General features: G+C 68.6%; 21 protein-coding genes and 1 riboswitch. Of the genes, 6 read left to right on the forward strand and 15 right to left on the reverse strand.

From position 1 onward, the window contains the following. Window positions 1-1,005 carry a glycine--tRNA ligase subunit alpha gene (gene glyQ / locus HWX25_RS22880; protein ID WP_080294533.1) on the reverse strand — a complete coding sequence of 335 codons (1,005 nt, stop codon included), beginning with the start codon at window positions 1,003-1,005 and terminating at the stop codon, window positions 1-3. Between the two features lie 343 nt (window positions 1,006-1,348). Here glyQ and HWX25_RS22885 point away from each other — a divergent pair, with 343 nt between their 5' ends. After that, window positions 1,349-2,986: a hypothetical protein gene (locus tag HWX25_RS22885; RefSeq protein ID WP_175910674.1), complete on the forward strand. Its 1,638-nt coding sequence runs from the start codon at window positions 1,349-1,351 to the stop codon at window positions 2,984-2,986. Between the two features lie 37 nt (window positions 2,987-3,023). Here the strand turns inward: HWX25_RS22885 and lnt are convergent, their stop codons facing one another. The 8 genes from lnt to HWX25_RS22925 form a co-directional block, all read right to left on the reverse strand. Then, window positions 3,024-4,715: an apolipoprotein N-acyltransferase gene (lnt, locus tag HWX25_RS22890; RefSeq protein ID WP_175910675.1), complete on the reverse strand. Its 1,692-nt coding sequence runs from the start codon at window positions 4,713-4,715 to the stop codon at window positions 3,024-3,026. A 52-nt stretch (window positions 4,716-4,767) separates the two neighbouring features. Continuing rightward, complete coding sequence (locus HWX25_RS22895; protein WP_059447841.1) at window positions 4,768-5,655, reverse strand: transporter associated domain-containing protein; 888 nt, start codon at window positions 5,653-5,655, stop codon at window positions 4,768-4,770. 284 nt (window positions 5,656-5,939) lie between these two features. Next, window positions 5,940-6,089, reverse strand: coding sequence for a hypothetical protein (locus HWX25_RS22900; RefSeq protein WP_175910676.1), 150 nt, complete (start codon window positions 6,087-6,089; stop codon window positions 5,940-5,942). Window positions 6,090-6,142: 53 nt separating this feature from the next. Next, window positions 6,143-6,775, reverse strand: coding sequence for a gamma-glutamylcyclotransferase (locus HWX25_RS22905; protein ID WP_059701730.1), 633 nt, complete (start codon window positions 6,773-6,775; stop codon window positions 6,143-6,145). 13 nt (window positions 6,776-6,788) lie between these two features. Further along, complete coding sequence (gene ybeY / locus HWX25_RS22910) at window positions 6,789-7,574, reverse strand: rRNA maturation RNase YbeY (RefSeq protein WP_059528125.1); 786 nt, start codon at window positions 7,572-7,574, stop codon at window positions 6,789-6,791. Window positions 7,575-7,726: 152 nt separating this feature from the next. Continuing rightward, window positions 7,727-8,773, reverse strand: coding sequence for a PhoH family protein (locus tag HWX25_RS22915; protein WP_059820376.1), 1,047 nt, complete (start codon window positions 8,771-8,773; stop codon window positions 7,727-7,729). 33 nt (window positions 8,774-8,806) lie between these two features. Beyond that, on the reverse strand, window positions 8,807-10,180 hold the full coding sequence (miaB, locus tag HWX25_RS22920; RefSeq protein WP_059528119.1) for a tRNA (N6-isopentenyl adenosine(37)-C2)-methylthiotransferase MiaB: 1,374 nt from the start codon (window positions 10,178-10,180) through the stop codon (window positions 8,807-8,809). 267 nt (window positions 10,181-10,447) lie between these two features. Further along, window positions 10,448-11,380 (reverse strand): LysR family transcriptional regulator, encoded by a 933-nt coding sequence (locus HWX25_RS22925; protein WP_175910677.1) that lies wholly within the window; start codon window positions 11,378-11,380, stop codon window positions 10,448-10,450. A 147-nt stretch (window positions 11,381-11,527) separates the two neighbouring features. Here HWX25_RS22925 and HWX25_RS22930 point away from each other — a divergent pair, with 147 nt between their 5' ends. The 3 genes from HWX25_RS22930 (at window position 11,528) to ribB (ending at window position 14,759) form a co-directional block, all read left to right on the forward strand. Then, window positions 11,528-12,703 (forward strand): MFS transporter, encoded by a 1,176-nt coding sequence (locus tag HWX25_RS22930; protein ID WP_175910678.1) that lies wholly within the window; start codon window positions 11,528-11,530, stop codon window positions 12,701-12,703. 212 nt (window positions 12,704-12,915) lie between these two features. Beyond that, window positions 12,916-13,599 (forward strand): XRE family transcriptional regulator, encoded by a 684-nt coding sequence (locus HWX25_RS22935; RefSeq protein ID WP_059465738.1) that lies wholly within the window; start codon window positions 12,916-12,918, stop codon window positions 13,597-13,599. A 182-nt stretch (window positions 13,600-13,781) separates the two neighbouring features. After that, window positions 13,782-13,930: riboswitch (FMN riboswitch) on the forward strand. 118 nt (window positions 13,931-14,048) lie between these two features. Further along, window positions 14,049-14,759 carry a 3,4-dihydroxy-2-butanone-4-phosphate synthase gene (ribB, locus tag HWX25_RS22940; protein ID WP_059690639.1) on the forward strand — a complete coding sequence of 237 codons (711 nt, stop codon included), beginning with the start codon at window positions 14,049-14,051 and terminating at the stop codon, window positions 14,757-14,759. Between the two features lie 90 nt (window positions 14,760-14,849). Here ribB and HWX25_RS22945 read toward each other — a convergent pair whose 3' ends face one another. The 4 genes from HWX25_RS22945 to glpD all read right to left on the reverse strand — a co-directional run bounded on the left by HWX25_RS22945 (window position 14,850) and on the right by glpD (window position 19,738). Beyond that, the gene (locus tag HWX25_RS22945; RefSeq protein ID WP_059528111.1) at window positions 14,850-15,536 is read right to left on the reverse strand and encodes an HAD family hydrolase; all 687 of its coding nucleotides are present in this window, start codon (window positions 15,534-15,536) and stop codon (window positions 14,850-14,852) included. 257 nt (window positions 15,537-15,793) lie between these two features. After that, the gene (locus HWX25_RS22950) at window positions 15,794-16,510 is read right to left on the reverse strand and encodes an MIP/aquaporin family protein (protein ID WP_175910679.1); all 717 of its coding nucleotides are present in this window, start codon (window positions 16,508-16,510) and stop codon (window positions 15,794-15,796) included. Window positions 16,511-16,606: 96 nt separating this feature from the next. Further along, a complete protein-coding gene (glpK, locus tag HWX25_RS22955; protein WP_059465737.1) occupies window positions 16,607-18,109 on the reverse strand; it encodes a glycerol kinase GlpK in 1,503 nt (500 codons plus the stop codon). 105 nt (window positions 18,110-18,214) lie between these two features. Beyond that, window positions 18,215-19,738: a glycerol-3-phosphate dehydrogenase gene (gene glpD, locus HWX25_RS22960; RefSeq protein WP_175910680.1), complete on the reverse strand. Its 1,524-nt coding sequence runs from the start codon at window positions 19,736-19,738 to the stop codon at window positions 18,215-18,217. A gap of 162 nt (window positions 19,739-19,900) precedes the next feature. Here glpD and HWX25_RS22965 point away from each other — a divergent pair, with 162 nt between their 5' ends. Next, window positions 19,901-20,269: a hypothetical protein gene (locus HWX25_RS22965; protein ID WP_059820372.1), complete on the forward strand. Its 369-nt coding sequence runs from the start codon at window positions 19,901-19,903 to the stop codon at window positions 20,267-20,269. Window positions 20,270-20,357: 88 nt separating this feature from the next. On the opposite strand, the gene HWX25_RS22970 is transcribed toward HWX25_RS22965, so the two are convergent. Continuing rightward, window positions 20,358-20,555, reverse strand: coding sequence for a hypothetical protein (locus tag HWX25_RS22970; protein ID WP_040144790.1), 198 nt, complete (start codon window positions 20,553-20,555; stop codon window positions 20,358-20,360). 302 nt (window positions 20,556-20,857) lie between these two features. Next, window positions 20,858-21,637 carry a DeoR/GlpR family DNA-binding transcription regulator gene (locus HWX25_RS22975; RefSeq protein WP_044846783.1) on the reverse strand — a complete coding sequence of 260 codons (780 nt, stop codon included), beginning with the start codon at window positions 21,635-21,637 and terminating at the stop codon, window positions 20,858-20,860. A 223-nt stretch (window positions 21,638-21,860) separates the two neighbouring features. Here HWX25_RS22975 and HWX25_RS22980 point away from each other — a divergent pair, with 223 nt between their 5' ends. Further along, window positions 21,861-23,501, forward strand: coding sequence for a gamma-glutamyltransferase family protein (locus tag HWX25_RS22980; RefSeq protein WP_175910681.1), 1,641 nt, complete (start codon window positions 21,861-21,863; stop codon window positions 23,499-23,501). Window positions 23,502-23,690 lie beyond the last annotated feature (189 nt).

The raw sequence follows: 23,690 nt of genomic DNA on the forward strand, positions 1-23,690 counted from the left end.
TCAGTCCTGATCGATCTTGCGTTCGACCTTGAGCGGCGGCGCCCATGCCGGCTGGGCGGCGTCCTGGGCGTCGGTGGTGAGGCCCGGCACGCCCGGCGGGTTGCCGAGCATCGGGAAGCCGAGCTTCTCGCGCGAGTCGTAGTAAGCCTGCGCGACGAGACGCGACAGCGCGCGGATGCGGCCGATGTACGCCGCACGTTCCGTCACCGAGATCGCACCGCGCGCGTCGAGCAGGTTGAACGTGTGGCCGGCCTTCAGCACGAGTTCGTACGCGGGCAGCGCGAGCTGCGCGTCGATCATCTTCTTTGCTTCCGCTTCGTAGCTGTTGAAGAACGTGAACAGCAGGTCGACGTTCGCGTGCTCGAAGTTGTAGGTCGACTGCTCGACCTCGTTCTGGTGGTAGACGTCGCCGTACGACAGGCGGCGCAGCTCGGGGCCGTTCGGGCCCTGCTCTTCCCACTCGGTCCACACGAGGTCGTACACGTTCTCGACCTTCTGCAGGTACATCGCGAGGCGCTCGAGGCCGTAGGTGATCTCGCCGAGCACGGGCTTGCAGTCGAGGCCGCCGACCTGCTGGAAATACGTGAACTGCGTGACTTCCATCCCGTTCAGCCACACTTCCCAGCCGAGGCCCCACGCGCCGAGCGTCGGGTTCTCCCAGTCGTCTTCGACGAAGCGCACGTCGTTCTGCTTCAGGTCGAAGCCGAGCGCTTCCAGCGAGCCGAGGTACAGGTCGAGGATGTTTTCCGGCGCCGGCTTGAGCACGACCTGGTACTGGTAGTAATGCTGCAGGCGGTTCGGGTTCTCGCCGTAGCGGCCGTCCTTCGGGCGGCGCGACGGCTGCACGTAGGCGGCGCGCCACGGCTCGGGGCCGACCGCGCGCAGGAACGTGTGAACGTGCGACGTGCCCGCGCCGACTTCCATGTCGATGGGCTGGAGCAGGGCGCAACCCTGCTTGTCCCAGTAGGACTGCAGCGTCAGGATGATTTGCTGAAACGTAAGCATGAAGAGCCTTCGTGGCGCTGGCGCTCCGTTGCGGGCGGCGCTCCGGGCGGGGCCCGGAGGGTCGGCTCGCGCGGCGGCGCGGCTTGTTAGTGTGCTGAAACGTGCAATTTTACCGGATCGGCGGGCGGATGCGGCCGGAACGCGGACGAAGGGGCTGCCGGCGGTGTTTCGGCGAGCCGTGCGCAGCCTGTGCGCGGGTTGCCGGTATCGCGGTGCGTCGGGCCGGCGGCGTTGCGATGCGCTGGTGGCACCGCCTGCCGCGCCGCGTTGCGCGGGCGTTAAGATGCGCGTATCGAAGTGCGCGCGACGCCTGCCGCGCGACCGATTTTCCACTCCGGACCGCATGGACGATTCGAACGACCTCCTCATTCCGCTGATGCCGCCGCTGCTCGCGCTGCTCGGGCAGGCTGCCGACGCGCAAGCGCGCGGCGAGCACGGCGCGCACGCACTTTGGCTCGCCGCCGCCGGCCATCTGCACGCGGTCGACACGGCTGCGCTCTCGCAGCTGACCGTGAAGCTCGTCGCGCGGCAGCGCACGGCCGACGCGCTCGCGCTGGCCGAGTGCGCGGTGCGCATTTATTCGGACGCCGGAGCCCGTTTCAATCACGGCTACGCACTGCAGATGCTCGGCCGTCACGCGGAGGCCGTCGCGCCATACCGCGCCGCCTATGCGCTCGATCCGCGCTGGCCGTCGCTGCGCAACAACCTGGCGATCGCGCTGCGGCTGTCGGGCGGCGACCGCCGCGAGGAAATCGCGCTGCTCGACGCAGCCGTGGAAGCCGACCCGCACGACGTGCAGGCGTGGATCAACCTGATCGTCGCGCGGCTCGCGACGCTCGACCTCGACGGCGCGCTCGCCGGTGCGGCACGGCTTGCGGAGATCGCGCCCGACAATGCGCTCGCGCTGAACAACATCGCGATGGCGATGAAGGAGGCGCAGCGCTGGGACGACGCCGAGCGCTACGCGGCGCGCGCGTGCGAACTGGCGCCCGACGACGCGTCGTTCCGTTTCAACCTCGCGATCATCCAGCTCGTGCGCGGCAACTATGCGGCCGGCTGGCGCGGCCACGAGGCACGCTGGGACGGCGCCGGCGAGCTGCGCGGCCGCCGGCCGGCGCTGCCCGGCCCGCGCTGGCAGGGCGAGCCGCTCGCGGGCAAGACGCTGCTCGTCTGGGGCGAGCAGGGGCTCGGCGACGTGCTGCAGTTCGCGCGCTTCGTCGTGCCACTCGCGGAGCGCGTGCACCGCGAGGGCGGCCGGCTCGCGTGGAACACGTTTCCGCAAGTGGGCACGTTGATGCGGCGCAGCCTCGGCGCGCACGCGGACGCATTCAGCGCGGGCGGCGGCGTCGACGAGCTGCCTGCCTTCGACTACGAAGTGCCGCTCATCGGCCTGCCGCTGATGCTCGGGATGGAGACGTCGACGCTCGGCGCGTCGGTGCCGTACCTGCATGCCGATCCGCACGCGCGCGATGCATGGCGGGCGCGGCTCGCGGGCGACGGCCGGCTGAAGGTCGGGCTCGTGTGGACGGGCAGCGCGGGGCACCAGCGCAATCCGTTCCGGCGCGTCGGGCTCGAACGCTACGCCGATGCATTTCGCGGTATCGACGGCGTCGCGTTCCATTCGCTGCAGCCGGGAGCGGACGCTGATGTCGCCGCGGCGCGCGCGGCCGGTTTCGCGATCGAGGACTTCACCGCCGAACTGAAGAGTTTCGACGATACGGCCGCGTTCATCGGCGCGCTGGATCTGGTGATCACGGTGTGCACGTCGGTCGCGCACTTGTCGGGCGCGCTCGGCGCGCGCACCTGGGTGCTGCTCGACGTGAATCCGCACTGGCCGTGGCTGCTCGAGCGCACCGACAGCCCGTGGTATCCGACCGCGACGCTTTACCGGCAGCCGACGTTCGGCGCATGGGCGCCGGTGATGGAAGCGCTCGGGCGGGATCTGCGCGGCCTGGCCGCGGACGCGAAGCGGAGCGGCTGAGCGGCCGCCGCACCGCGTGCGACGGCCGCCCGATGCGTCAGGCGTCGCGGTCGTCGCCGGCCTTTGCGCCGTTGCGGCGGCGCAGGCCCGGCCCGAACGTGAAGCCGAACGCGAGCAACACCAGCGACACCGCGAGCACGATGTTGTTGCCGCTCGTCACGTAAGGCGTGAAGCCGCTCGTGCCTTCGATGCGCACGTCGAGCGAGCCGATCGTGAACGGCTTCAGCTGGCCGAGCACTCGGCCGTGCGCGTCGATCGCGGCCGTCATCCCCGTGTTGGTCGAGCGCAGCATCGGCCGGCCCGTTTCGAGCGCGCGCATCCGCGCGATCTGCAGATGCTGGTCGAGCGCGATCGTGTCGCCGAACCACGCGAGGTTCGTCACGTTGACGAGCACGCCGGGCGGTTTCGGGTTGTCGCGGATCGTCGCGGCGATTTCCTCGCCGAACAAGTCCTCGTAGCAGATGTCGGCCATCACCGGCTGGTTGTGCACGAGGAACGGCTTCTGCACCGGCGCGCCGCGCGCGAAGTCGCCGAGCGGCATCTTCATCAGGTCGACGAACCAACGGAAGCCCCACGGAATGAATTCGCCGAAGGGCACGAGATGGTGCTTGTCGTAGTGATAGATGTCGCGCGAATGCGGCGTCACGCCGTACAGGCTGTTCGTGTAGTCGACGTAATGACCGTCCGGCGTCACCGACGCGCCGACCGCGCCGAACAGCACGGCCGAGCCCGTCGTGTCGCTGAACTTGCGGATCGCGACGGCGAACGGCTCGGGCAGCTCCTGGATCATCACCGCGATCGCGGTCTCCGGCGTGACGATCAGGTCGGCCGGCTTCTCGACGATCATCTGCGTGTACATCTTGATCGCCGCGTCGATGCCTTCCTGCTCGAACTTGATGTCCTGCTTCACGTTGCCCTGCAGCAGCCGCACCGTGAGCGGCGCGTTCGCGGGCACGGTCCACGTGGCCTGCGACAGCCCGATGCCGGCCGCGACGAGCGCGACGGCGATGCCGGCCGGCGCGACGACGCGCACGCGCGCATTGCCGGCGCCGCTGGATTCGGATGTGGGCGACCGGCGCGCGGCGACGAGCGCCTGCACGACCAGCGCGGCGAACAGCGCGAGCACCCACGCGATCCCGTACACGCCGACGACCGGTGCGAAGCCCGCGAACGGGCCGTCGACCTGCGGATAGCCGCTCGCGAGCCACGGAAAGCCGGTAAACACGGTGCCGCGCAGCCATTCGCCGAGCGCCCATGCGCTCGCGAAGGCGAACGCGCCGTGCCAGGTCGGCGAGAACGGCCGCGGATCGGGTTCGCGGCGATGCCACGCATGGCCCGCGCAGAACGACCAGAGCCCCGCCGAGAACGCCGGGTACAGCGACAGGTAAAGCGAGAACAGCACCAGCGCGCCGCCCGCGAGCGGCGCGGCCATTTCGCCGTACACGTGCATGCTGATGTACAGCCACCAGATGCCGCTGATGAAGTTGCCGAAGCCGAACGCGCCGCCGGTGAGCGCGGCGCCGCGCCAGCTCGACGTGCGCGTCAGCTGCGCGAAAAACCAGACGAATACGGCGAGCTGCAGCCAGCCGCCGTGCGGGGTCGGTGCGAAGCTGAGCGTATTGGCCGCGCCGGCGAGCAGAGCGGCCGGATAGTGCCAGCGCGGCAGCGTGCGGCCGGGGGCCGGCGCAAAAAGGCCGCCAGCCGGGCGGGACGGGATCGGATCGTCCATGTGAAGCGAAAAAGGGCGAGCGGTTGAAGGAGACGCGGCCGGCGCGAGACGGTCAGTCCTCGTGCGAGGTTTCGGCGCGGCGGCTCGCGAGCGGGTTGCGGCGCACCAGCAGCACGTGGACCTGGCGCGCATCGCCGCGCTGGATCTCGAACACGAGGTTGCCGAGCTGCAGCTTCTCGCCGCGGTGCGGCACGCGGCCGAAGTGATGGGTGATCAGTCCGCCGATCGTGTCGACCTCGTCGTCGGGGAAGTCGGTGCCGAACGTTTCGTTGAACTGTTCGATCTCGGTGAGGGCGCGCACGCGGTAGCGGCCGTCCGGTCCCGAGATGATGTTGCCGGCTTCCTCGTCGAAGTCGTATTCGTCCTCGATGTCGCCGACGATCTGCTCGAGCACGTCCTCGATCGTGATCAGGCCCGCGACGCCGCCGTATTCGTCGACGACGATCGCGAGGTGGTTGCGGTTCACGCGGAAGTCGTGCAGCAGCACGTTCAGGCGCTTCGATTCGGGAATGAATACGGCGGGACGCAGCATCCCGCGCACGTCGAATTCCTCTTCGGCATAGAAGCGCAGCAGGTCCTTCGCGAGCAGCACGCCGATGACGTTGTCGCGGTTCTCCTCGTACACGGGGTAGCGCGAGTGCGCCTTCTCGAGGACGAACGGGATGAAGTCTTCGGGCTTGTCGGCGATGTTGATCGCGTCCATCTGCGCGCGCGGCACCATGATGTCGCGGGCGCACAGGTCGGACACCTGGAACACGCCTTCGATCATCGACAGCGAATCGGCGTCGATCAGGTTGCGTTCGTGGGCGTCCTGGAGGATTTCCAGCAGCTCGGTCCGGGATTCCGGCTCGGGCGAGATGAAGTCGGTCAGGCGCTCGAGCAGCGAGCGCTTTTCTTGCGGTTTGTCGGTGAGCTTACGACTGGGATACGAATCGTTCATGGTGGTGCGCCCGGGTCATGCCGGAGCGCGCGGTCACGGAGTAGGCAAGGATACACCAAGGGCATGGCGCGGCCGTGTCACACCGGCCGTCCGGCCAGGGCATGCGGTGCGCGAGCCCCGCTCGGGAACGGCCGCGCCGGGCGCGGCGCCGTCCTTCGTCTCCATCCTATCTCAGAAAGGCGCGGCGGGGCAGCGGCGGCAAAAAAGCGGGGGCGACCGGCCGGGCTGCCGGCGTCAGCGGCATTTCGTCGCGTGCGGGACACGCCGGGCCGACATTCGGACCCTCAGAAGCGCATGCCGGCAGAGCAGCCGCCGGCAGCCGCGCCGTTGGTCGCGGCGCCGCCGCAGCCGAGGATGCCGCAGCCGGACAGCGCAACGCTCGCGGCGACGAGCAGCACGGCCAGCGTGATGCGCGATTTGCGTGACGGTTTCATGAGCGCGGAGCCTCCTTCGCGTGCACGAGCGGCGCGGGCCGGCTGGTCGAGCTTCACCGGCATCGCGCGAGCAGCCCTTCCAGCGCGCGATCGGGGATGCCGCTCGCGCGCAGCGCGTCCACCGTGCGGCTCACGTAGTCGAGTGTCGTGCCGTAGCGGCCGGCCGCGCAGCTGAACACTTCCTTGACGACGGGGTCGCTCAGCTTGCCGGTGTAAGTGGGTACGTCGCGGCGCATCACGAACGCGAGTGCGTTCACGCGTTCGCCGGTCTCGAGCGAGCACGGCAGCCACGCGGGCCGGTACGACCCCATCGGCATTTCGCGTTTCCACAACGTCTCGAGATGCGGTTGCGCGGTCGGGCCCGCGAGCCGGAATGCGATGCCCGAGCACGAGCCGCCGCGATCGAGCGCGAGCACGAGGCCCGGCCGTTCGGGCGTGCCGCGGTTCACGCGCGACCACAGGTAGAGCCCGCGATGATAGCCGTGCACCTTGCCGCGCACGGCGGCGACGGTCGGCAGCCCGGGGTTCCAGATCAGCGAGCCATAGCCGAACAGCCAGAGATCCTGCCGGCCGTCCCAGTCGCGCATCGTGTGCGCGAGCGACGCGGCGAGCTCGTCTTCCGTCAGTAGCCGTCCCTCGCCGATCGACGGCGGGTAGGCGGGCGGCAGCATCGCGGCGTGGTGCATGGTGCGGACGACTTTACTGGTACGGGTTCGGAAAGCCCAGTTTCGCGAGGATGTCGACTTCGAGCGCTTCCATTTCGGCGGCGTCCTCGTCGCTCGTCTCGTGATCGTAGCCCTGCGCGTGCAGCGCGCCGTGCACCAGCAGGTGCGCGTAGTGGGCCGCGAGCGGCTTGCCCTGGTCGTGCGCTTCCTTCTCGACGACCGGGCAGCACAGCACGAGGTCGCCGATCACGGTGCCGTCGGGCGCCGGGTCGTAGGCGAAGGTCAGCACGTTGGTCGGGTAGTCCTTGTGGCGGTAGCCGGCGTTCAGCGTGCGGCCTTCTTCCTCGCCGACGAAGCGCACGGTGAGCTGCGCGCTCGCGAACAGCGCCGGTTCGATCCATTCGGCGATCAGCTTGCGCTTGGGAAGCGTCTTGCGGATGTCGCCGGTGATTTCGTCACCGTACTGCACGGACAGGTCGAGCTCCAGCTCGCGCACCTCGTTCGCCATTTCCGCGAGTTCCTCGTCGAGCGGCGCGGGTTCGGCACCCACGTGCAGCGTCACGCTGTCGTAGTGCTCGGGCTGCAGCGCGAGCTTCGCGCGCATCGCCGGATCGTTGTGCTGCGCGACGATCGCGACGGCGGCCTCGCCGGAACTGCCCGACAGGTCGAACATCAGGCTGCGGCCGTCGGGGAAGTCGATTCGAAGCCCTTGCGCGCTGACGGTTCGGGCCTTGCCCTTCGCATCGAACAGCGAGAGACGGGGGAAATCGGGCGCGGCGGACTGGTCGCGCCCGGACTTGCGAGAACGGGAAGATTTCATGACGGGTGCGGCGATTGGAACGCGTTGAGGATACACCAAACGGCCGATCGCTCCCGAATTCGAACCGGCCGCCCCCAAGCGAAAAAAGGCCCGGCGCGCCGTCGGGCGGGCCGGGCCGTCGGCCGGTGCGGCGCGCGGGCGCCGCCGGCTCGTTACGCGTCCCGGTGCTGCGCGTGGAAGTCGTCGTACGCTTCGACGATGCGGGCGACGAGCGGATGCCGCACGACGTCCGCGCTCGTGAAGCGCGTGAGCGCGATGCCGCGCACGCCGCCGAGCACCTGCTGCGCCTCGACGAGGCCGCTCTTGTGTCCGCGCGGCAGGTCGACCTGGCTCGTGTCGCCGGTGACGACGGCCTTCGAGCCGAAGCCGATCCGCGTGAGGAACATCTTCATCTGCTCGGGCGTCGTGTTCTGCGCCTCGTCGAGGATGATGAACGCGTGGTTCAGCGTGCGGCCGCGCATGTACGCGAGCGGCGCGATCTCGATCATCTGGCGCTCGAACATCTTCGCGGTCTTGTCGAAGCCGAGCAGGTCGTACAGCGCGTCGTACAGCGGCCGCAGGTACGGGTCGACCTTCTGCGCGAGATCGCCCGGCAGGAAGCCGAGCCGCTCGCCGGCCTCGACGGCCGGGCGCGTCAGCACGATCCGCTTGACCTGGTCGCGCTCCAGTGCGTCGACCGCGCACGCAACCGCGAGGTAGGTCTTGCCGGTGCCGGCCGGCCCGATGCCGAACGTCACGTCGTGCGACAGGATCTGCTTCAGGTATTCGCGCTGCGCGGGCGTGCGGCCGCGCAGGTCGGCGCGCCGCGTATAGAGCTTCGGCGCGGGTTCTTCGTCCGGCATGTCCGCGTCGAGCTGCACGACGGGCTCGTCGAACGGATGGTCAGGGTCGCCGCGAAAGCGCACGTCGATCGTGTCCTGACGGCCGTTGCCGGACGTATGGCGCACTTCGACCAGCGCGAGCTGGATATCGTCGACCGACAGCGGATCGCGCGCGCGGTTGTAGAAGTTCTCGAGCGCCGCGAGCGCGAGCTTCGCGCCGCGCCCGCGGATCGTGATCCGGTGGCCGCGCCGCGCGAGCGTGACGTCGAGCGCCTGTTCGATCTGCCGCAGGTTCTCGTCGAGCGGGCCGCAGAGGTTGGCGAGGCGCGCGTTGTCGTCGCGCGGCGCGGTGAATTCCAGTGCTTGGACGGTCTTCAAAGTAGCGTCGGGCTCCTGTTGAACGTCAGTCGGTCAGTGGGTGGCCGCGCTCGCGTCGTCGCTCACGAGCAGCAGCTCGCCGCGCAGCGAGTGCGGGTACGCATGGTTGATCTTCACGTCGATCATCTGGCCGATCAGGCGCGGGTGCGATGCGAGCGGCGCCGGGAAATTCACGACCCGGTTGTTCTCGGTGCGGCCCGACAGTTCGTTCGGGTCCTTGCGCGACGGGCCCTCGACGAGGATCCGCTCGACCTTTCCGACCATCGACTGGCTGATGCGCGCGACGTTTTCCTCGATGGTCGCCTGCAGATGTTGCAGGCGTTTGAGCTTGACCTCGCGCGGCGTGTCGTCGTGCAGGTTCGCGGCCGGCGTGCCGGGGCGCGGGCTGTAGATGAACGAGAAGCTGGTGTCGTAGCTCATCTCGTGCACGAGCGCCATCATCTTGTCGAAATCCTCCTCGGTCTCGCCGGGGAAGCCGACGATCATGTCGGTCGACAGCGACAGGTCCGGGCGGATCGCGCGCAGCTTGCGGATCACCGACTTGTATTCGAGCACGGTGTAGCCGCGCTTCATCGCCATCAGGATGCGGTCGGAGCCGTGCTGGACGGGCAGGTGCAGGTGGCTCACGAGCTTCGGCACCTTGGCGTAGGTGTCGATCAGGCGCTGCGTGAATTCCTTCGGATGCGACGTCGTGTAGCGGATCCGCTCGATGCCGGGGATGTCGGCGACGTATTCGATCAGCGTCGCGAAATCGGCGATTTCGGTCGAACCGGCCGTCAGCGCGCCGCGATACGCGTTCACGTTCTGGCCGAGCAGCGTGACTTCGCGCACGCCCTGGTCGGCGAGGCCGGCCACTTCGGTCAGCACGTCGTCGAGCGGACGCGACACTTCGTCGCCGCGCGTGTACGGCACGACGCAGTAGCTGCAGTACTTCGAGCAGCCTTCCATGATCGATACGAACGCGCTCGGCCCCTCGACGCGCGCGGGCGGCAGGTGGTCGAACTTCTCGATCTCGGGGAACGTGATGTCGACCTGCGCGCGGCCGCTTTCGCGGCGCGCGTCGATCATCTGCGGCAGGCGGTGCAAGGTCTGCGGGCCGAACACGAGGTCGACGTACGGCGCGCGCGACACGATCGACGCGCCTTCCTGGCTGGCGACGCAGCCGCCGACGCCGATCAGCAGCCCCGGCTTCGCTTCCTTCAGCTCGCGCACGCGGCCGAGGTCGGAGAACACCTTTTCCTGCGCCTTCTCACGCACCGAGCACGTGTTGAACAGGATGATGTCCGCGTCTTCCGGGGTATCGGTCTTTTCGAGGCCTTCGGCCGCATTGAGCACGTCCACCATCTTGTCCGAGTCGTACTCGTTCATCTGGCAGCCGAAGGTCTTTACGTAAACTTTCTTGGTCATGGGGATTCGCCGTTCGCAGTGGTTGACCTGGGGGCGTCGTCAAGGGTGAATCGGGACGGCTGCTGCCGGTGCAGCGGCTCGTGCCGGTGCCGCGTGGCGGACCGGGGCGCGCGTCGAGCGGGCATGTCGCGAAACCTCGCGAATGCGTGAAAAGCCGTCGGGAAAGCTTTCCATTATAGCTTTACGCGCCGCCGCGGGCGGGCCGCGGGTTGCGGCCGCGCGACGCCGGCGTGGCGCTCCGACCCCGATATGGCGGCGCGGCAGGCCTCAGCGGCACGCGTTCAGCAGGTCGTCGAGCGCCGCTTCCTCGCGCGCGAAGCGCTCGGCGAGGAAGTCGAGCAGCACGCGCACGCGCGGCGCCATGTAGCGCTTGCCGTGATAGAGCGCGTGCAGCGGCGCGTCCTGATGACGCCAGTCGGGCAGCAGCACGCGCAGCCGGCCGGCGCGCACGTCGTCGCCGATGTCCCACAGCGACTTCAGCGCGATGCCGTGGCCGCGCAGCGTCCATTCGCGGGTGAGGCCGCCGTCGTTGGTCTCGAACGCGGTCGACACCGGCACCGTGTGGGTCTGCACCTCGTCGCCGCGCGTGAAGCGCCACGTGTTCATCGGGCCCGATGCGATCGTGATCACGTTGCAGGGAAAACGAGCCAGATCGTGCGGATCGGCCGGCACGCCATGGCGCTCGACGAACGACGGCGCCGCGCACAGCACGCGCCGGTTCGCGGCGAGCCGGCGTGCGATCAGCGCGCCGTCGGGCGGGGCGGCGAAGCGGATCGCGAGGTCGATCTCGTCCTGCCACAGGTTCGACGACGAATCGGACGCCGTCAGCGAGAAGGTGACGCCCGGATGCAGCGTGGTGAATTCGTCGAGCCAGTCGAGCAGCTGGTTGCGGCCGAAATCGGACGTCGACGACAGCCGCACCTTGCCGGCCACCACGTTGCGGCCTTCCTGCAGCAGCGCGTGCGCGTCGTCGAGCGCCTGTAGCGCCTGGCGGCAGCAGTTCAGGTAGAGCCGGCCTTCGTCGGTGAGGCGCAGCTGCCGCGTCGAGCGCTCGAACAGTCGCGTCGCGACCTTCGCCTCGAGCTTCGCGAGGCGCGCGCTCGCGGCGGCCGGCGTGAGGTTCAGCTTGCGCCCCGCCGCGGACAGGCTGCCCAGTTCCGCCGCCTCGACGAACAGCCGGATGTCGCCCAGTCGATCCATCGGATTTTCCAGAATTTTTTGAAAATGGTTCAAATGCCGCGCCAATTATCAAAGATAGGCGTATTCGGGACAATGCGCGCACATCCCGCTTCTTGTGCGGTGCGGTACGGACCGGATGCCGCGTCCGCCGCCTTTTCGGAGAACGTCATGCCCATTCCACTACTGGCGCTCGCGATCAGCGCCTTCGCCATCGGCACCACCGAATTCATCATCATGGGACTTCTGCCCGAAGTCGCGCACGACCTCGCCGTGTCGCTGCCGTCGGCCGGCCTGCTGGTCACGGGCTACGCGCTCGGCGTCGCGGTCGGCGCGCCGCTGCTCGCGGTGCTGACGAGCCGCATGCCGCGCAAGGCCGCGCTGCAGCTGCTGATGGCGATCTTCATCGTCGGCAACGTGCTGTGCGCGACCGCGTCCGGCTACGCGATGCTGATGGTCGCACGTGTCGTCACGTCGTTCGCGCACGGCTCGTTCTTCGGGATCGGCGCGGTGGTGGCCGCGTCGCTCGTGCCGGCCGACAAGCGCGCGAGCGCGATCGCGCTGATGTTCACGGGCCTCACGCTGTCGAACGTGCTCGGCGTGCCGTTCGGCACGTTCGTCGGCCAGCTGCTCGGCTGGCGCGCGTCGTTCTGGATCGTCGCCGCGCTCGGCGTGCTGTCGCTCGGCGGCGTCGCGCTGCTGGTGCCGAACCGCCACGACAGCGGGCCCGTCGGCCTCGGCCACGAAGTGCGCGTGCTCAAGGAGCCGCAGGTCTGGCTCGCGCTCCTGATGACCGTGCTCGGCTTCGGCGGCGTGTTCGTCGTGTTCACGTACATCGCGCCGATCCTCGAAACCGTCACCGGTTTTTCGCCGCGTGCGGTCGCACTGATCCTCGTGCTGTTCGGCGCGGGGCTGACGGTCGGCAACACGCTCGGCGGCAGGCTCGCCGACCGCGCGCTGATGCCGTCGCTGATCGCGATCCTGGTCGCGCTGATGGCCGTGATGGCCGTGTTCGCGAAGACGAGCCACCTGCCGGTCGCGGCCGCGGTGACCGTATTCGTCTGGGGGATCGCCGCGTTCGCGACGGTGCCGCCGCTGCAGGCGCGCGTGGTCGAAAAGGCCGCGAGCGCGCCGCATCTCGCGTCGACGCTGAACATCGGCGCATTCAACGTCGGCAACGCGGGCGGCGCGTGGCTCGGCGGCCTCGCGCTGGGGCACGGCTTCGCGCTCGATGCGTTGCCGTGGGTCGCCGTCGCGGTGACGTTCGCGGCGCTCGTCGTCACGTGGTTCGCGATGCGGCTCGATGCGCGCGCTCCGGCGCGCGGCGCGGCACCGGCCGCGCATTGAGCGGAGCACCGGGCGGCGGCGTGCCGGCGCTATGGCGACAGGAAAAGGTTCGCGAGAAACGCATTCCTCCGCGATGCTGATAACGGTGTGAAGATAACTTCGTTTGCCGGGGCGGGGCCGGGTGATAGCGTTTCGATACGCGCCGTTCGTGGCGCAACCCGATTTCGGCTTACCCCATTCGCAGGGCCGCGCGGCGGCCCGGAGGCCATGCTATGTCTTCACCCCTGGCGCTGGTGCGCGACGTGTCTTCCTTCGAGTCCGGCAATGCCGCCGACGCGCGGACGTCCGCGTCGCTCGACGTCCTCGAGCAGGTCGTCGGCGTGAATCTCGCGCGCTTGCGTGCCGAGCGGCAGTTGTCGCTCGATGCGCTCGCGCGGCTGTCCGGCGTGTCGCGCGCGATGCTCGCGCAGATCGAATCTGCGCGCAGCGTGCCGTCGATCAAGGTGCTCTGCAAGATCGCCGCGGCGCTGAAGGTGTCGGTGGCCGCATTCCTGCGCCGTCACGCGGTGAACGGCTTCGAGCACCTGGCGGCCGAGCGCGCGGCGCGCGTCGTCAGTTCGAACGGCCGCTTCTCGGCGCGCGCGCTGTATCCGGAGGGCGAGCCGGCCGCGGCCGAATTCCACGAGTTGCGGATCGCGCCGCTGCACACGGAACCCGGCACGCGCCGCGCGCCCGGCACGACGGTCAACCTGGTCGTCAGCGAAGGCACGCTCGAAGTCAGCGTGCACGATCGGCGCCAGCTGCTCGCGACCGGCGATGCAATCGTGTTCGACGCCGACCAGCCGTACAGCCTGCGCAATCCTGGCGACAGCGAGGCGCGCGCGTTCCGCGTGACGGTGAGCCCGGAGGTGCCGCCGCGCTGGCTCGTGCCCGACGCCGCGCACGCGGCCGGCTGAGCGCGGGTCGCCGGGTCGGCGCCGGTTCCGTTCCGGACGGCGCGCAGTCCGGGTGCCGGCCGTTCGGACGATGCCGTTAGACGGAGTCGTCAGTAAGGTTTTAGGTGTGGTTCGCTGCGCGGTGCGCGCGGCTGATGTATGCTTGGCCCGCCGGCTCCGGGGTAGACCCCGGCCGGTAATCAGTGCGTCTTCAGGGCGGGGCGAAATTCCCCACCGGCGGTAGGCTGGCGAAAGCCGGCGAGCCCGCGAGCGCCCGCGCATCCGCGCGGGGTCAGCAGATCTGGTCGAATGCCAGAGCCGACGGTCATAGTCCGGATGAGAGAAGATGTGCAGATAGTCATGTCCGTCAGGGCCGCTTTGCCATGCGTGCGAAGCGGGTTGTCGTTCTGTCTGTTTGCAATGCCCTGAAACGTTTTTCGCCCAAATCGTAATTGCGAGGAGCGTTTCACATGTCCTTCATGTCCGTTTCGTCGGCACCCGCCGACGCCTTTGCCGATCTCCCGTTGCTCGATTCCGAACCGGTGCCGCCGCGCATCGCCGCTGCGCTCGACGCGTTGCGCGCGGGCCGCGCGGTCGTGTTGCAGGACGATCACGACCGTGAAAACGAGGCCGACCTGATCGTCGCTGCCGAGCGCATCACGCCCGAGACGATGGCGCTCCTGATCCGCGAGTGCAGCGGCATCGTGTGCCTGTGCCTGACCGACGACAAGGTCCGCGCGCTCGAGCTGCCGCCGATGGTGCAGACCAACGAGAGCCGCAACGGCACCGCGTTCACCGTGTCGATCGAGGCACGCGAAGGCGTGCATACCGGCGTGTCCGCGGCCGACCGCGTGACGACGATCCGCGCGGCGATCGCCGACGATGCGAAGCCGTACGACATCGTGCGCCCCGGCCACGTGTTTCCGTTGCGTGCGCAACCCGGCGGCGTGCTGGCGCGCCGCGGTCACACCGAAGGGACGGTCGATCTGTCGATCCTCGCTGGCCTGAAGCCGGCGGGCGTGCTGTGCGAGCTGATGAATCCGGACGGCACGATGACGCGCGGCGACGACGTCGAGCGTTTCGCGCGGCAGCACGGGTTGCCGATGCTGACGATCGCGGAGCTCGTCGAATTCCGCGAGGCGCTGGCGGCCGTGCGCGAGCGCTGCTGCGAGCCGGCCTGACGGCAGGTGTGGCGGGCGTGCCGATGCGCCCGCGGGACGGCGTGCGCATCGAGCCGCACGCCGGTCATGGCGATCCGGCGCGGCCGTCCGTCAGGACTGCACGTCGCCGAATTCGCCGCGCAGGCCGGCCGCGACGAGCGCCGGCAGTTCATCCATCCTGCGCATGATCCGCGTGATGCCCATCGCGCGCAGCGCGTCCGCGTAGTTGTCGGGGATGTGGCTCGCGCCGACGAACGCGATCGTCTTCATGCCCGCCGCGCGCGCGGCGTTCAGGCCCGACACGCTGTCCTCGACGACGACGCAGCGCGCCGGCGCGACGCCGAGCGTCCGCGCGGCGTGCAGGTACACGTCGGGGTAGGGCTTCGGTCGTGCGACCTGCTCGGAGCTGAACACGCGATCGCCGAAGATTTCGGTGAGCGAGGCGCGCTTCAGCGAGCTGCGCACGCGCACGAGCCGGCTGTTCGATACCACCGCGGCCGGCAGGCCGACCTTCAGCAGCGCGTCGCGCACGCCGGTGATCGGCGCGAGCGATTGTGCGAGACCGGTCTCGATGTTGCGCTCGACGGTCTCGATGAAGTTGTCGGGCATCCGGATGCCGAAATGCGCTTCGAGCCCGGCGAGAAAGCGCGACGTCTGCTGGCCGAAGGCGGACTTCGCGGCCTCTTCGAAATCGAGGTGAGGGAAGGTGGCGGACAGCGTGTCGAACAGCACGCGGTCGGCAATGACTTCGCTGTCGACGAGGACGCCGTCGCAGTCGCAGATAAGGTGATCGAGCATGATGGTGAAGAAGCGGGGTGTCGGCGACGCCGAGCATCCCGCCATGATACGTGCTTTCGAAGGTGCGCCGCGAACCGCTTGGCGCCTGCGTCCGGTCCCGGCTACGCCCTCCGTTGGCCGACGCGCCGACGCGCCGTTGCGGCCTCGGCCGGCGCGAGCGAGGCGGGCTCGTCGTCGCTCGTGTGACGAAAGGGGAGGGCGGAAGCGCGCGGCAGCCGCTGCCGCGCGCCCAGGCTCAAGCTCGATCGAAACCGCGATCAGGCCATCGCGTGCAGACGCAGGTACAGGCAGGCCGCCGCGGCGCCGCCGAGCAGCGGGCCGATCACCGGCACCCACGCATAGCGCCAGTCGCTGTCGCGCTTGCCGGGAATCGGCAGCAGCGCGTGCATGATGCGCGGCGACAGGTCGCGCGCCGGGCTCATCGCATAGCCGGTCGGGCCGCCGAGCGAGATGCCGATGCCGAGCACGAGCAGGCCGACGGGCAGCGCGTCGAGCGCGCCGAGACCGACCTGCGGCGACGCGAGGTACAGCACGCCGAGGATCAGCACGAACGTGCAGATCGCTTCGGTCAGCACGTTGTGCGTGGTGCTGCGGATGGCGGGCGCCGTGCAGAACACCGCGAGCTTCAGGTCCGCATCGACTTCCTTCGCGAAGTGCTGGCGATACGCGAGCCACACGAGCAGCGCGCCGGCCATCCCGCCGAGCATCTGCGCGAGGATGTAGCCGCCGACCTTCGACCACGCGAACTTGCCCGCGAGCGCGAGGCTGATCGTGACGATCGGGTTCAGGTGTGCGCCGCTGAACGACGCGGTCACGTAGACGGCGACGAACACCGCCATCGCCCAGCCCATGACGATCACGATGAGGTCCGCGCCTTTGCCCTTGGTCTTCGCAAGCAGCACGTTGGCGACCGCGCCGTTGCCGAGCAGCACGAGGATCGCCGTGCCGATGAATTCCGCAATGTAAGGTGACATGTTGTCTCTCGTAGATGACGGCGGACTCGCGCGCCGCGCGGTCCGCCGGTGTTGTTTTATTTCGTTCGGATTGCTTCTGGTTTCGGCTGCTGCGGGTTACTGCGTGTCGTCGGCCCACGCCTTGGCGGCGCGCACCGCGCGTTGCCAGCCGGCCATGCAGCGCTCGACCTGCTCCTTCGGCATCGACGGCGAGAAGCGGCGATCGAGCTGCCACTGGCTGCGCACTTCGTCGAGGTTCTTCCAGTAGCCGATCGCGAGGCCCGCGAGGTAGGCCGCGCCGAGCGCGGTCGTCTCGGTGATCTGCGGACGCACCGCGTCGACGCCGAGCAGGTCGGCCTGGAACTGCATCAGCAGATTGTTCGCGCTTGCGCCACCGTCGACGCGCAGCTCGCCGATGCTGATGCCGGAGTCGGCTTCCATCGCGGCCAGCACGTCGAGCGACTGGTAAGCGATCGCGTCGAGCGCCGCGCGCGCGAGGTGCGCGGACGTCGTGCCGCGCGTGACGCCGAACACCGAACCGCGCGCCCGCGCATTCCAGTGCGGCGCGCCGAGGCCCGCGAACGCCGGCACGAGATAGACGCCGTCGGTATGCGGCACGCTCGCGGCGAGCGCTTCGATCTCGGCGGCCGTCTTGATGATGCCGACGCCGTCGCGCAGCCACTGCACGACCGCGCCCGCGATGAAGATGCTGCCTTCGAGCGCGTACTGCACGTCGTCGCCGATCTGCCAGGCGATCGTCGTGACGAGGTTGTTCTTCGACTCGATCGGCTTGTCGCCGGTGTTCATCATCAGGAAGCAGCCGGTGCCGTAGGTGTTCTTCACCATGCCCGACGTCGTGCACATCTGGCCGAACAGCGCGGCGTGCTGGTCGCCGGCGATGCCCGCGAGCGGGATCTTCGACGCGAACACCGTGGTCTTCGTATGGCCGTAGATTTCCGACGACGCCTTCACTTCCGGCAGCATGCTGCGCGGGATGTCGAGCAGCTCGAGCAGCTCGCTGTCCCACTCGCGCGTGTGGATGTTGAACAGCATCGTGCGCGACGCGTTGGTCACGTCGGTCACGTGCAGTTCGTGCTTCGTGAAGTTCCACACGAGCCAGCTGTCGACGGTGCCGAAGGCGAGCTTGCCCTGGCGCGCCTTGTCGCGCGCGCCCGGCACGTTGTCGAGGATCCAGCGGATCTTGGTCGCGGAGAAGTACGAGTCGATCGGCAGGCCGGTCTTCGCGCGCACCTTCGCTTCGAGGCCCTGCTTCTTCAGCGAATCGCAGAAGTCGGCGGTGCGGCGGTCCTGCCATACGATCGCGTTGTAGACGGGCTGGCCCGTCTCGCGATCCCAGACGATCGTCGTCTCGCGCTGGTTGGTGATGCCGATCGCGGCGATCGACGTGCCGTTCAGGCCCGTGCGCGTGACCGCTTCGGCGGCGACGCCGGCTTGCGTCGACCAGATTTCCTGCGGGTCGTGCTCGACCCAGCCGGGTTGCGGGTAGATCTGTTCGAATTCCTTCTGGGCGATCGATACGATGTTGCCCTGGCGATCGAACAGCATCGCGCGGGAGCTCGTCGTGCCCTGGTCAAGCGCGAGGATGTACTGATCCTGCATGTCTCTCATCTCCATCCGTGGATTGGCGTAGTTGTGATGCGCGCCGCATGTTACGCGGCGCGTCGGTGAATCAACGTCGGTCAGACAATTGCAACTGCAAACGCATCACGCGTGCGGCGCGTGCACGGCGGCGAACCACGCGTCGACCGCGGCCGTCACCGCGTCGAGCGTGCCCGGCGTGACGTGCAGGCCGAGCTTCGAGCGGCGCCACAGCACGTCCTGCGCGCAGGTCGCCCATTCGACGTCGCGCAGGTAGCGCAGTTCGGCGTCGTGGATGCCCGGCGCGATTTCCGCGCCGAGGTCCGCGAGCGACGTCGCGCCGTCGACCACGCGTTCCGCGCGCGTGCCGTATGCGCGCGCGTAGCGGCGCGCGAGCGCGGCGGGCAGCCACGGATGGCGCTTCGCGAACGCGTCGGCGAACACGTCGAACTTCGCGTTCGCGATGTCGCCGCCGGGCAGCGGCGCGCCGGCCGTCCAGGTTTTCGCGTCGCGGCCGAGCGCGCTGCACAGCAGGTCGCCGGCTTCTTCCGCGAGCTTGCGGAAGGTCGTGATCTTGCCGCCGAACACCGACAGCAGCGGCGCGCCGGCGCCGTCGTCCATCTCGAGGCGGTAGTCGCGCGTGACGGCCGACGCGTTCGCCGCGTTTTCGTCCTCGAGCAGCGGGCGCACGCCCGAATAGGTCCAGTGCACGTCGGCGGGCGAGATCTTGCGCTTGAAGTAGCGGTTGATCGAATCGCACAGATACTGCGTCTCGTCGCGATCGATCGCGACCTTCGCGGGATCGTTCGTGTATTCGACGTCGGTCGTGCCGATCAGCGTGAAGTCGTGCTCGTACGGAATCGCGAAGATGATCCGCTTGTCCGGGTTCTGGAAGATGTACGCGTGATCGTGATCGAACAGGCGGCGCGTGATGATGTGGCTGCCTTTCACGAGCCGCACGCTGTGTTGCGCGCCGCGGCCGAGCGCGCCGTGCAGCACCTCGCCGACCCACGGGCCGGCCGCGTTCGCGACCGCGCGCGCATGCACGACGCGGATCGAACCGTCCGCGTGCCGCAGCCGAGCTTCCCATTCGTCGCCGCGGCGTTCCGCCGACACGAGCTTCGTGCGCGTGAGGATCTCGGCGCCGCGCTCCTTCGCATCGAGCGCGTTCAGCACGACGAGTCGCGCGTCGTCGACCCAGCCGTCCGAATATACGAAGCCGCGCTTGATCGAGTCGATCAGCGGTGCGCCGGCCGCATGGCGGCGCATGTCGATGCCGCGCGAGCCGGGCAGCAGTTCGCGTTTCGCGAGGTGATCGTAGAGGAACAGCCCGATGCGGATCAGCCAGGCCGGCCGCAGGTTCGGCATGTGGGGCATCACGAAGCGCAGCGGCCACATGATGTGCGGCGCCGCGCGCAGCAGCGTTTCACGCTCCTGCAGCGCTTTGCGGACGAGGCCGAATTCGTTGTATTCGAGGTAGCGCAGGCCGCCGTGAATCAGCTTCGTGCTGGACGACGACGTGTGCGACGCGAGGTCGTCCTGCTCGCAGAGCAGCACCGACAGGCCGCGGCCGGCCGCATCGCGCGCGATGCCCGCGCCGTTGATGCCGCCGCCGACGACGAGCAGATCGTAGCGATTCGGTTGGGTCACCTGCTGTCCTTATCGTCTGATGGAAATGGGCGAACACGAAATGTTCGAATTCGAAATTTAACGAACGAAATCGAAAAAGTAAAGTTCGAAAAAGCGGGGCCAGTAGCGCGCGGCGCGATCCCGGACGATACTGGCGGAATCGACCGTTTCGCGAGGTGAATCATGCGTATTGGGATGTGGGCCGGTGCGTGCGCCGTCGTTCTGGCAGGGTGCAGCGCCGGTATGCCGCCGCTGGCCGGCAATTGGCGTGCGCCGTCGTTCGTCGACCTGCAGACGTCGTGCGGCGGCACCGCGCGCGACTGGGGCGCGGACGCGCAGCCGGTCTACGCGACGCTGTACGACGCGTATGTGGCGAAACGGTATCGCGGGCTGACGCAGGCGAACTATTGCGCGTTCGTAAACGAACTTTCAACGCACTACGCGGCACCCGACGCGGCGGGGCGCGCCGGTTGGGTCGCCTATTTCAACGGTGCACGCGCGCAGGCCGTCAGCTGGCGGGCCGCGGTCGATCCGACGCTGCGCGGCGGCTGACGCGGCAAAGCTGCGGTAGGCGGGAAAACCGGAAAAGCGGCGCGGCCGGAAATCCGGCCGGCGCGCTCAGGTCAGGAACAGCGGAGCTTCAGGAATAACGGTATTTGATGGATCGCAGCGCGGCGTCGCCGGTCTCGGTCACGCAGTATTTGCGTCCCGATCCCAGGCCTTCCAGCCGCACGAGCTGCTGTTCGAGCAGCGCGTCGAGTTCATCCCGATCCATGTCGCCCTGGTCAGGGGCGTCCTTCACAAGCAGTAGCGTGGCGAATTCATGCGGACTCAGCATCGTTCTCTCCATGGCAATCGGTCTGCCCGCGCGGCCGGCGCGAACGCCGGTGCGCGATACCCCACGGGGTATGGCTTGGGGGGAAAGCTGTATTCGCCGGCCTTGGGATTCGCACACGCCTTGGCACGGGCGTATCGGGCGAACGGGCCGGGGAACTGGAGTCTAGTCGAGCGCGCGGGCAACGACAAATCGTGCCCCGTTAATTTTCAGTTTGACAGGGACGTATGCCGCAAGCGGTTCAGCCGGCGCGCCAACTTCTTGATTTCACTTGAAGTTTCAGGTGCGGTGCAGCATCGCAAGTGTCATTCCGCGACGTACACCTGGGTGCCCGCGTTCGCCACCGCATCGGCCATCTCCGGCGGCAGCGGCTTGTCGGTGAAGAGCGCATGCACCTGGCTCAGGTGTCCCTGGCGCACCAGCGCCGGGCGGCCGACCTTCGAGTGGTCGGCGACGAGGTAGACCGTGCGCGCATGCTGCATGATCGCCTCGGCCACGCGCACCTCGCGCGTGTCGAAGTCGCGCAGCGTGCCGTCGGCCTCGATCGCCGACGTGCCGATGATCGCGTAGTCGACCTTGAACTGGCGGATGAAGTCGATCGCGAGTTCGCCGACGATGCCCTTGTCCCACGGCCGCACGATGCCGCCCGTGATCAGCACCTCGCAGTCCGGGTAGCCGCTCATCATCGACGCGACGTTCAGGTTGTTCGTGATCACGTGGAGCCCGTGATGGCGGTTCAGTGCGCGCGCAACCTCCTCGGTCGTGGTGCCGAGGTTGATGAACAGCGATGCCTGGTCGGGGATGTGCGACGCGGCGAGCGCCGCGATGCGTCGCTTCTCGTCGTGGAACATCCGCTGGCGCGCGGTGTACGACACGTTTTCCGAGCTGGTCGGCAGGCTCGCGCCGCCGTGATAGCGGCGCAGCAGGTTCAGGTCGGCGAGCCAGTTCACGTCGCGGCGGATCGTCTGCGGCGTGACCGCGAAGTGCGCGGCGAGATCGTCGACGGTCACGAAGCCGTCGCGCTGCACCCATTCGAGCAGTTCCTGCTGGCGCGCGTTGAGGGTGAGGCGGGGATCTCGGGTCATGGCTCGGCGGTCAGGTCGTGAGGCGGAGCGGGTATTGTAAGGGCGGGAAGGGCGTTCGACCGGCCTGCGGCGTATCGCTGCGCGGAATTCATGCGCAAAGTACATGGATTCATGTGACAAATGAATTTGTGCGATCACGCGGATCGCGCTGCAATGGCGGACTGTCCGCGCACGCCGGCCGTGCGTCCGGCGCGTTCATTCAGCTTTCGACGAGGTGGCACCGATGACTGGCTTCAACTGGCACAACCCGTATCCGACGACCCGCATTCCGGTATTCGCGCGCAACGTCGTGTCGACGTCGCACCCGCTCGCGGCGCAGGCCGGGCTGCGGATGCTGTGGAAGGGCGGCAATGCCGTGGATGCGGCGCTGGCCGCGGCAGCCGCGATCACGGTGGTCGAGCCCGTGTCGTGCGGGCTCGGCGGCGATGCGTTCGCGCTCGTGTGGGACGGCGAGCGGCTGTCCGGGCTGAATGCGTCGGGCGTCGCGCCGGCCGCGTGGAACCCCGGCTACTTCCGCCAGCGCCACGGCGAGGACGCACGCGGCATCGCGAACAAGCCGACGCGCGGCTGGGACACTGTCACGGTGCCGGGCGTGATCGCGGGCTGGGAAGCGCTGCACGCGAAGTTCGGTTCGCTGCCGTTTGCGGACCTGCTCGAGCCGGCGATCGAGATCGCCGAGCGCGGCTACTCGGTGTCGCCGATCGTCGCGCACAAGTGGGCCGCCGCGGTGCCCGAACTGCAGGGGCTGCCGGGCTTCGCCGATACCTTCATGCCGCGCGGGCGCGCGCCGCTGGTTGGCGAGCGCATGTGCCTGCCGGGCCACGCGCGGACGCTGCGCACCCTCGCGAAGGACGGTCCGCGCGCGTTCTACGAGGGCGCGCTCGCCGGGCAGATCGCGGCATTCGCGCGCGAAGGCGGCGGCGCGCTGACCGAAGCCGACCTGCGCGCATACCGGCCGGAATGGGTCGAGCCGATCGGCAAGCGCTTCGGGCGGCACACGATTCACGAGATCCCGCCGAACGGGCAGGGCATCGCCGCGCTGATCGCGCTCGGGATCGCCGAGCATGCGGGCGTGGCCGAATGTCCGGTCGATTCGGCCGACTCGCAGCACCTGCAGATCGAGGCGATGAAGCTCGCGTTCGCGGACGTCTATCGCTACGTCGCCGATCCGCGCGCGATGGACGTGACGCCCGCGCAGATGCTCGACGACGCGTACCTCGCGGAACGCGCGAAGCTGATCGATCGTGCACGCGCGACGCACTTCGCTGCCGGCCGGCCGCATTCGGGCGGCACGATCTATCTGTCGGCGGCGGACGAGCGCGGGATGATGGTGAGCTTCATTCAGTCGAACTACATGGGTTTCGGTTCGGGGCTCGTCGTGCCGGGTACGGGCATTGCGTTGCAGAACCGCGGGCACGGCTTCTCGATGGACCCGGCGTCGCCGAACGTCGTCGCGGGCGGCAAGCGGCCGTTTCATACGATCATCCCGGCGTTCGTCACCGAGGAAGTCGACGGCCGCACCGAGGCCGTGATGAGCTTCGGCGTGATGGGCGGCGACATGCAGCCGCAGGGCCACCTGCAGACCGTCGTGCGCATGCTCGGCTACGGGCAGCAGCCGCAGGCCGCCTGCGACGCGCCGCGCTGGAAGGTCAATCGCGACTTCACGCTCGACGTCGAGTCGACGATGAATCGCGACACGGTCGATGCGCTCGCCGCGCGCGGCCATACGATCAAGTCGATCGACGATCCTTACATGGATTTCGGCTCGGGGCAGTTCGTGTGGCGGCTCGATCGCGACGATCCCGAGCGCGGCTACGTGGCCGCGAGCGACAGCCGTCGCGACGGCCTCGCGGCCGGTTTCTGACGGAACGCTTCCAGTCCAGTCTTGCGCTCGACGGGCGGCCGGATGGCCGCCCGTTTCGCTTGACGCGGCGCATCTCGTCGAACGTGCGCGAACCGGTTCGAACAACTCGTCTAACGAACCGCAACATGCGCGGCGGAACTGCGCCCGTCGGGTATGGTCAGTGCTTTGAAGCACGAACATAAAAGTCCG

The organism is Burkholderia sp. BCC1640 (genome assembly GCF_902833125.1).
GTDB lineage: Bacteria > Pseudomonadota > Gammaproteobacteria > Burkholderiales > Burkholderiaceae > Burkholderia > Burkholderia diffusa.

What these genes read in the sequence shown, in the direction of transcription:
- HWX25_RS22900 (WP_175910676.1), bottom strand. Translation starts at nt 6,089, where the DNA reads ATGAAACCGTCACGCAAATCGCGCATCACGCTGGCCGTGCTGCTCGTC.
- HWX25_RS22965 (WP_059820372.1), top strand. Translation starts at nt 19,901, where the DNA reads ATGCGTATTGGGATGTGGGCCGGTGCGTGCGCCGTCGTTCTGGCAGGG.
- glpK (WP_059465737.1), bottom strand. Translation starts at nt 18,109, where the DNA reads ATGCAGGATCAGTACATCCTCGCGCTTGACCAGGGCACGACGAGCTCC.
- ybeY (WP_059528125.1), bottom strand. Translation starts at nt 7,574, where the DNA reads ATGAAATCTTCCCGTTCTCGCAAGTCCGGGCGCGACCAGTCCGCCGCG.
- HWX25_RS22885 (WP_175910674.1), top strand. Translation starts at nt 1,349, where the DNA reads ATGGACGATTCGAACGACCTCCTCATTCCGCTGATGCCGCCGCTGCTC.
- HWX25_RS22930 (WP_175910678.1), top strand. Translation starts at nt 11,528, where the DNA reads ATGCCCATTCCACTACTGGCGCTCGCGATCAGCGCCTTCGCCATCGGC.
- HWX25_RS22980 (WP_175910681.1), top strand. Translation starts at nt 21,861, where the DNA reads ATGACTGGCTTCAACTGGCACAACCCGTATCCGACGACCCGCATTCCG.
- HWX25_RS22895 (WP_059447841.1), bottom strand. Translation starts at nt 5,655, where the DNA reads ATGAACGATTCGTATCCCAGTCGTAAGCTCACCGACAAACCGCAAGAA.
- HWX25_RS22945 (WP_059528111.1), bottom strand. Translation starts at nt 15,536, where the DNA reads ATGCTCGATCACCTTATCTGCGACTGCGACGGCGTCCTCGTCGACAGC.
- HWX25_RS22905 (WP_059701730.1), bottom strand. Translation starts at nt 6,775, where the DNA reads ATGCACCACGCCGCGATGCTGCCGCCCGCCTACCCGCCGTCGATCGGC.
- glyQ (WP_080294533.1), bottom strand. Translation starts at nt 1,005, where the DNA reads ATGCTTACGTTTCAGCAAATCATCCTGACGCTGCAGTCCTACTGGGAC.
- lnt (WP_175910675.1), bottom strand. Translation starts at nt 4,715, where the DNA reads ATGGACGATCCGATCCCGTCCCGCCCGGCTGGCGGCCTTTTTGCGCCG.
- HWX25_RS22970 (WP_040144790.1), bottom strand. Translation starts at nt 20,555, where the DNA reads ATGCTGAGTCCGCATGAATTCGCCACGCTACTGCTTGTGAAGGACGCC.
- HWX25_RS22925 (WP_175910677.1), bottom strand. Translation starts at nt 11,380, where the DNA reads ATGGATCGACTGGGCGACATCCGGCTGTTCGTCGAGGCGGCGGAACTG.
- miaB (WP_059528119.1), bottom strand. Translation starts at nt 10,180, where the DNA reads ATGACCAAGAAAGTTTACGTAAAGACCTTCGGCTGCCAGATGAACGAG.
- HWX25_RS22935 (WP_059465738.1), top strand. Translation starts at nt 12,916, where the DNA reads ATGTCTTCACCCCTGGCGCTGGTGCGCGACGTGTCTTCCTTCGAGTCC.
- ribB (WP_059690639.1), top strand. Translation starts at nt 14,049, where the DNA reads ATGTCCTTCATGTCCGTTTCGTCGGCACCCGCCGACGCCTTTGCCGAT.
- HWX25_RS22950 (WP_175910679.1), bottom strand. Translation starts at nt 16,510, where the DNA reads ATGTCACCTTACATTGCGGAATTCATCGGCACGGCGATCCTCGTGCTG.
- HWX25_RS22975 (WP_044846783.1), bottom strand. Translation starts at nt 21,637, where the DNA reads ATGACCCGAGATCCCCGCCTCACCCTCAACGCGCGCCAGCAGGAACTG.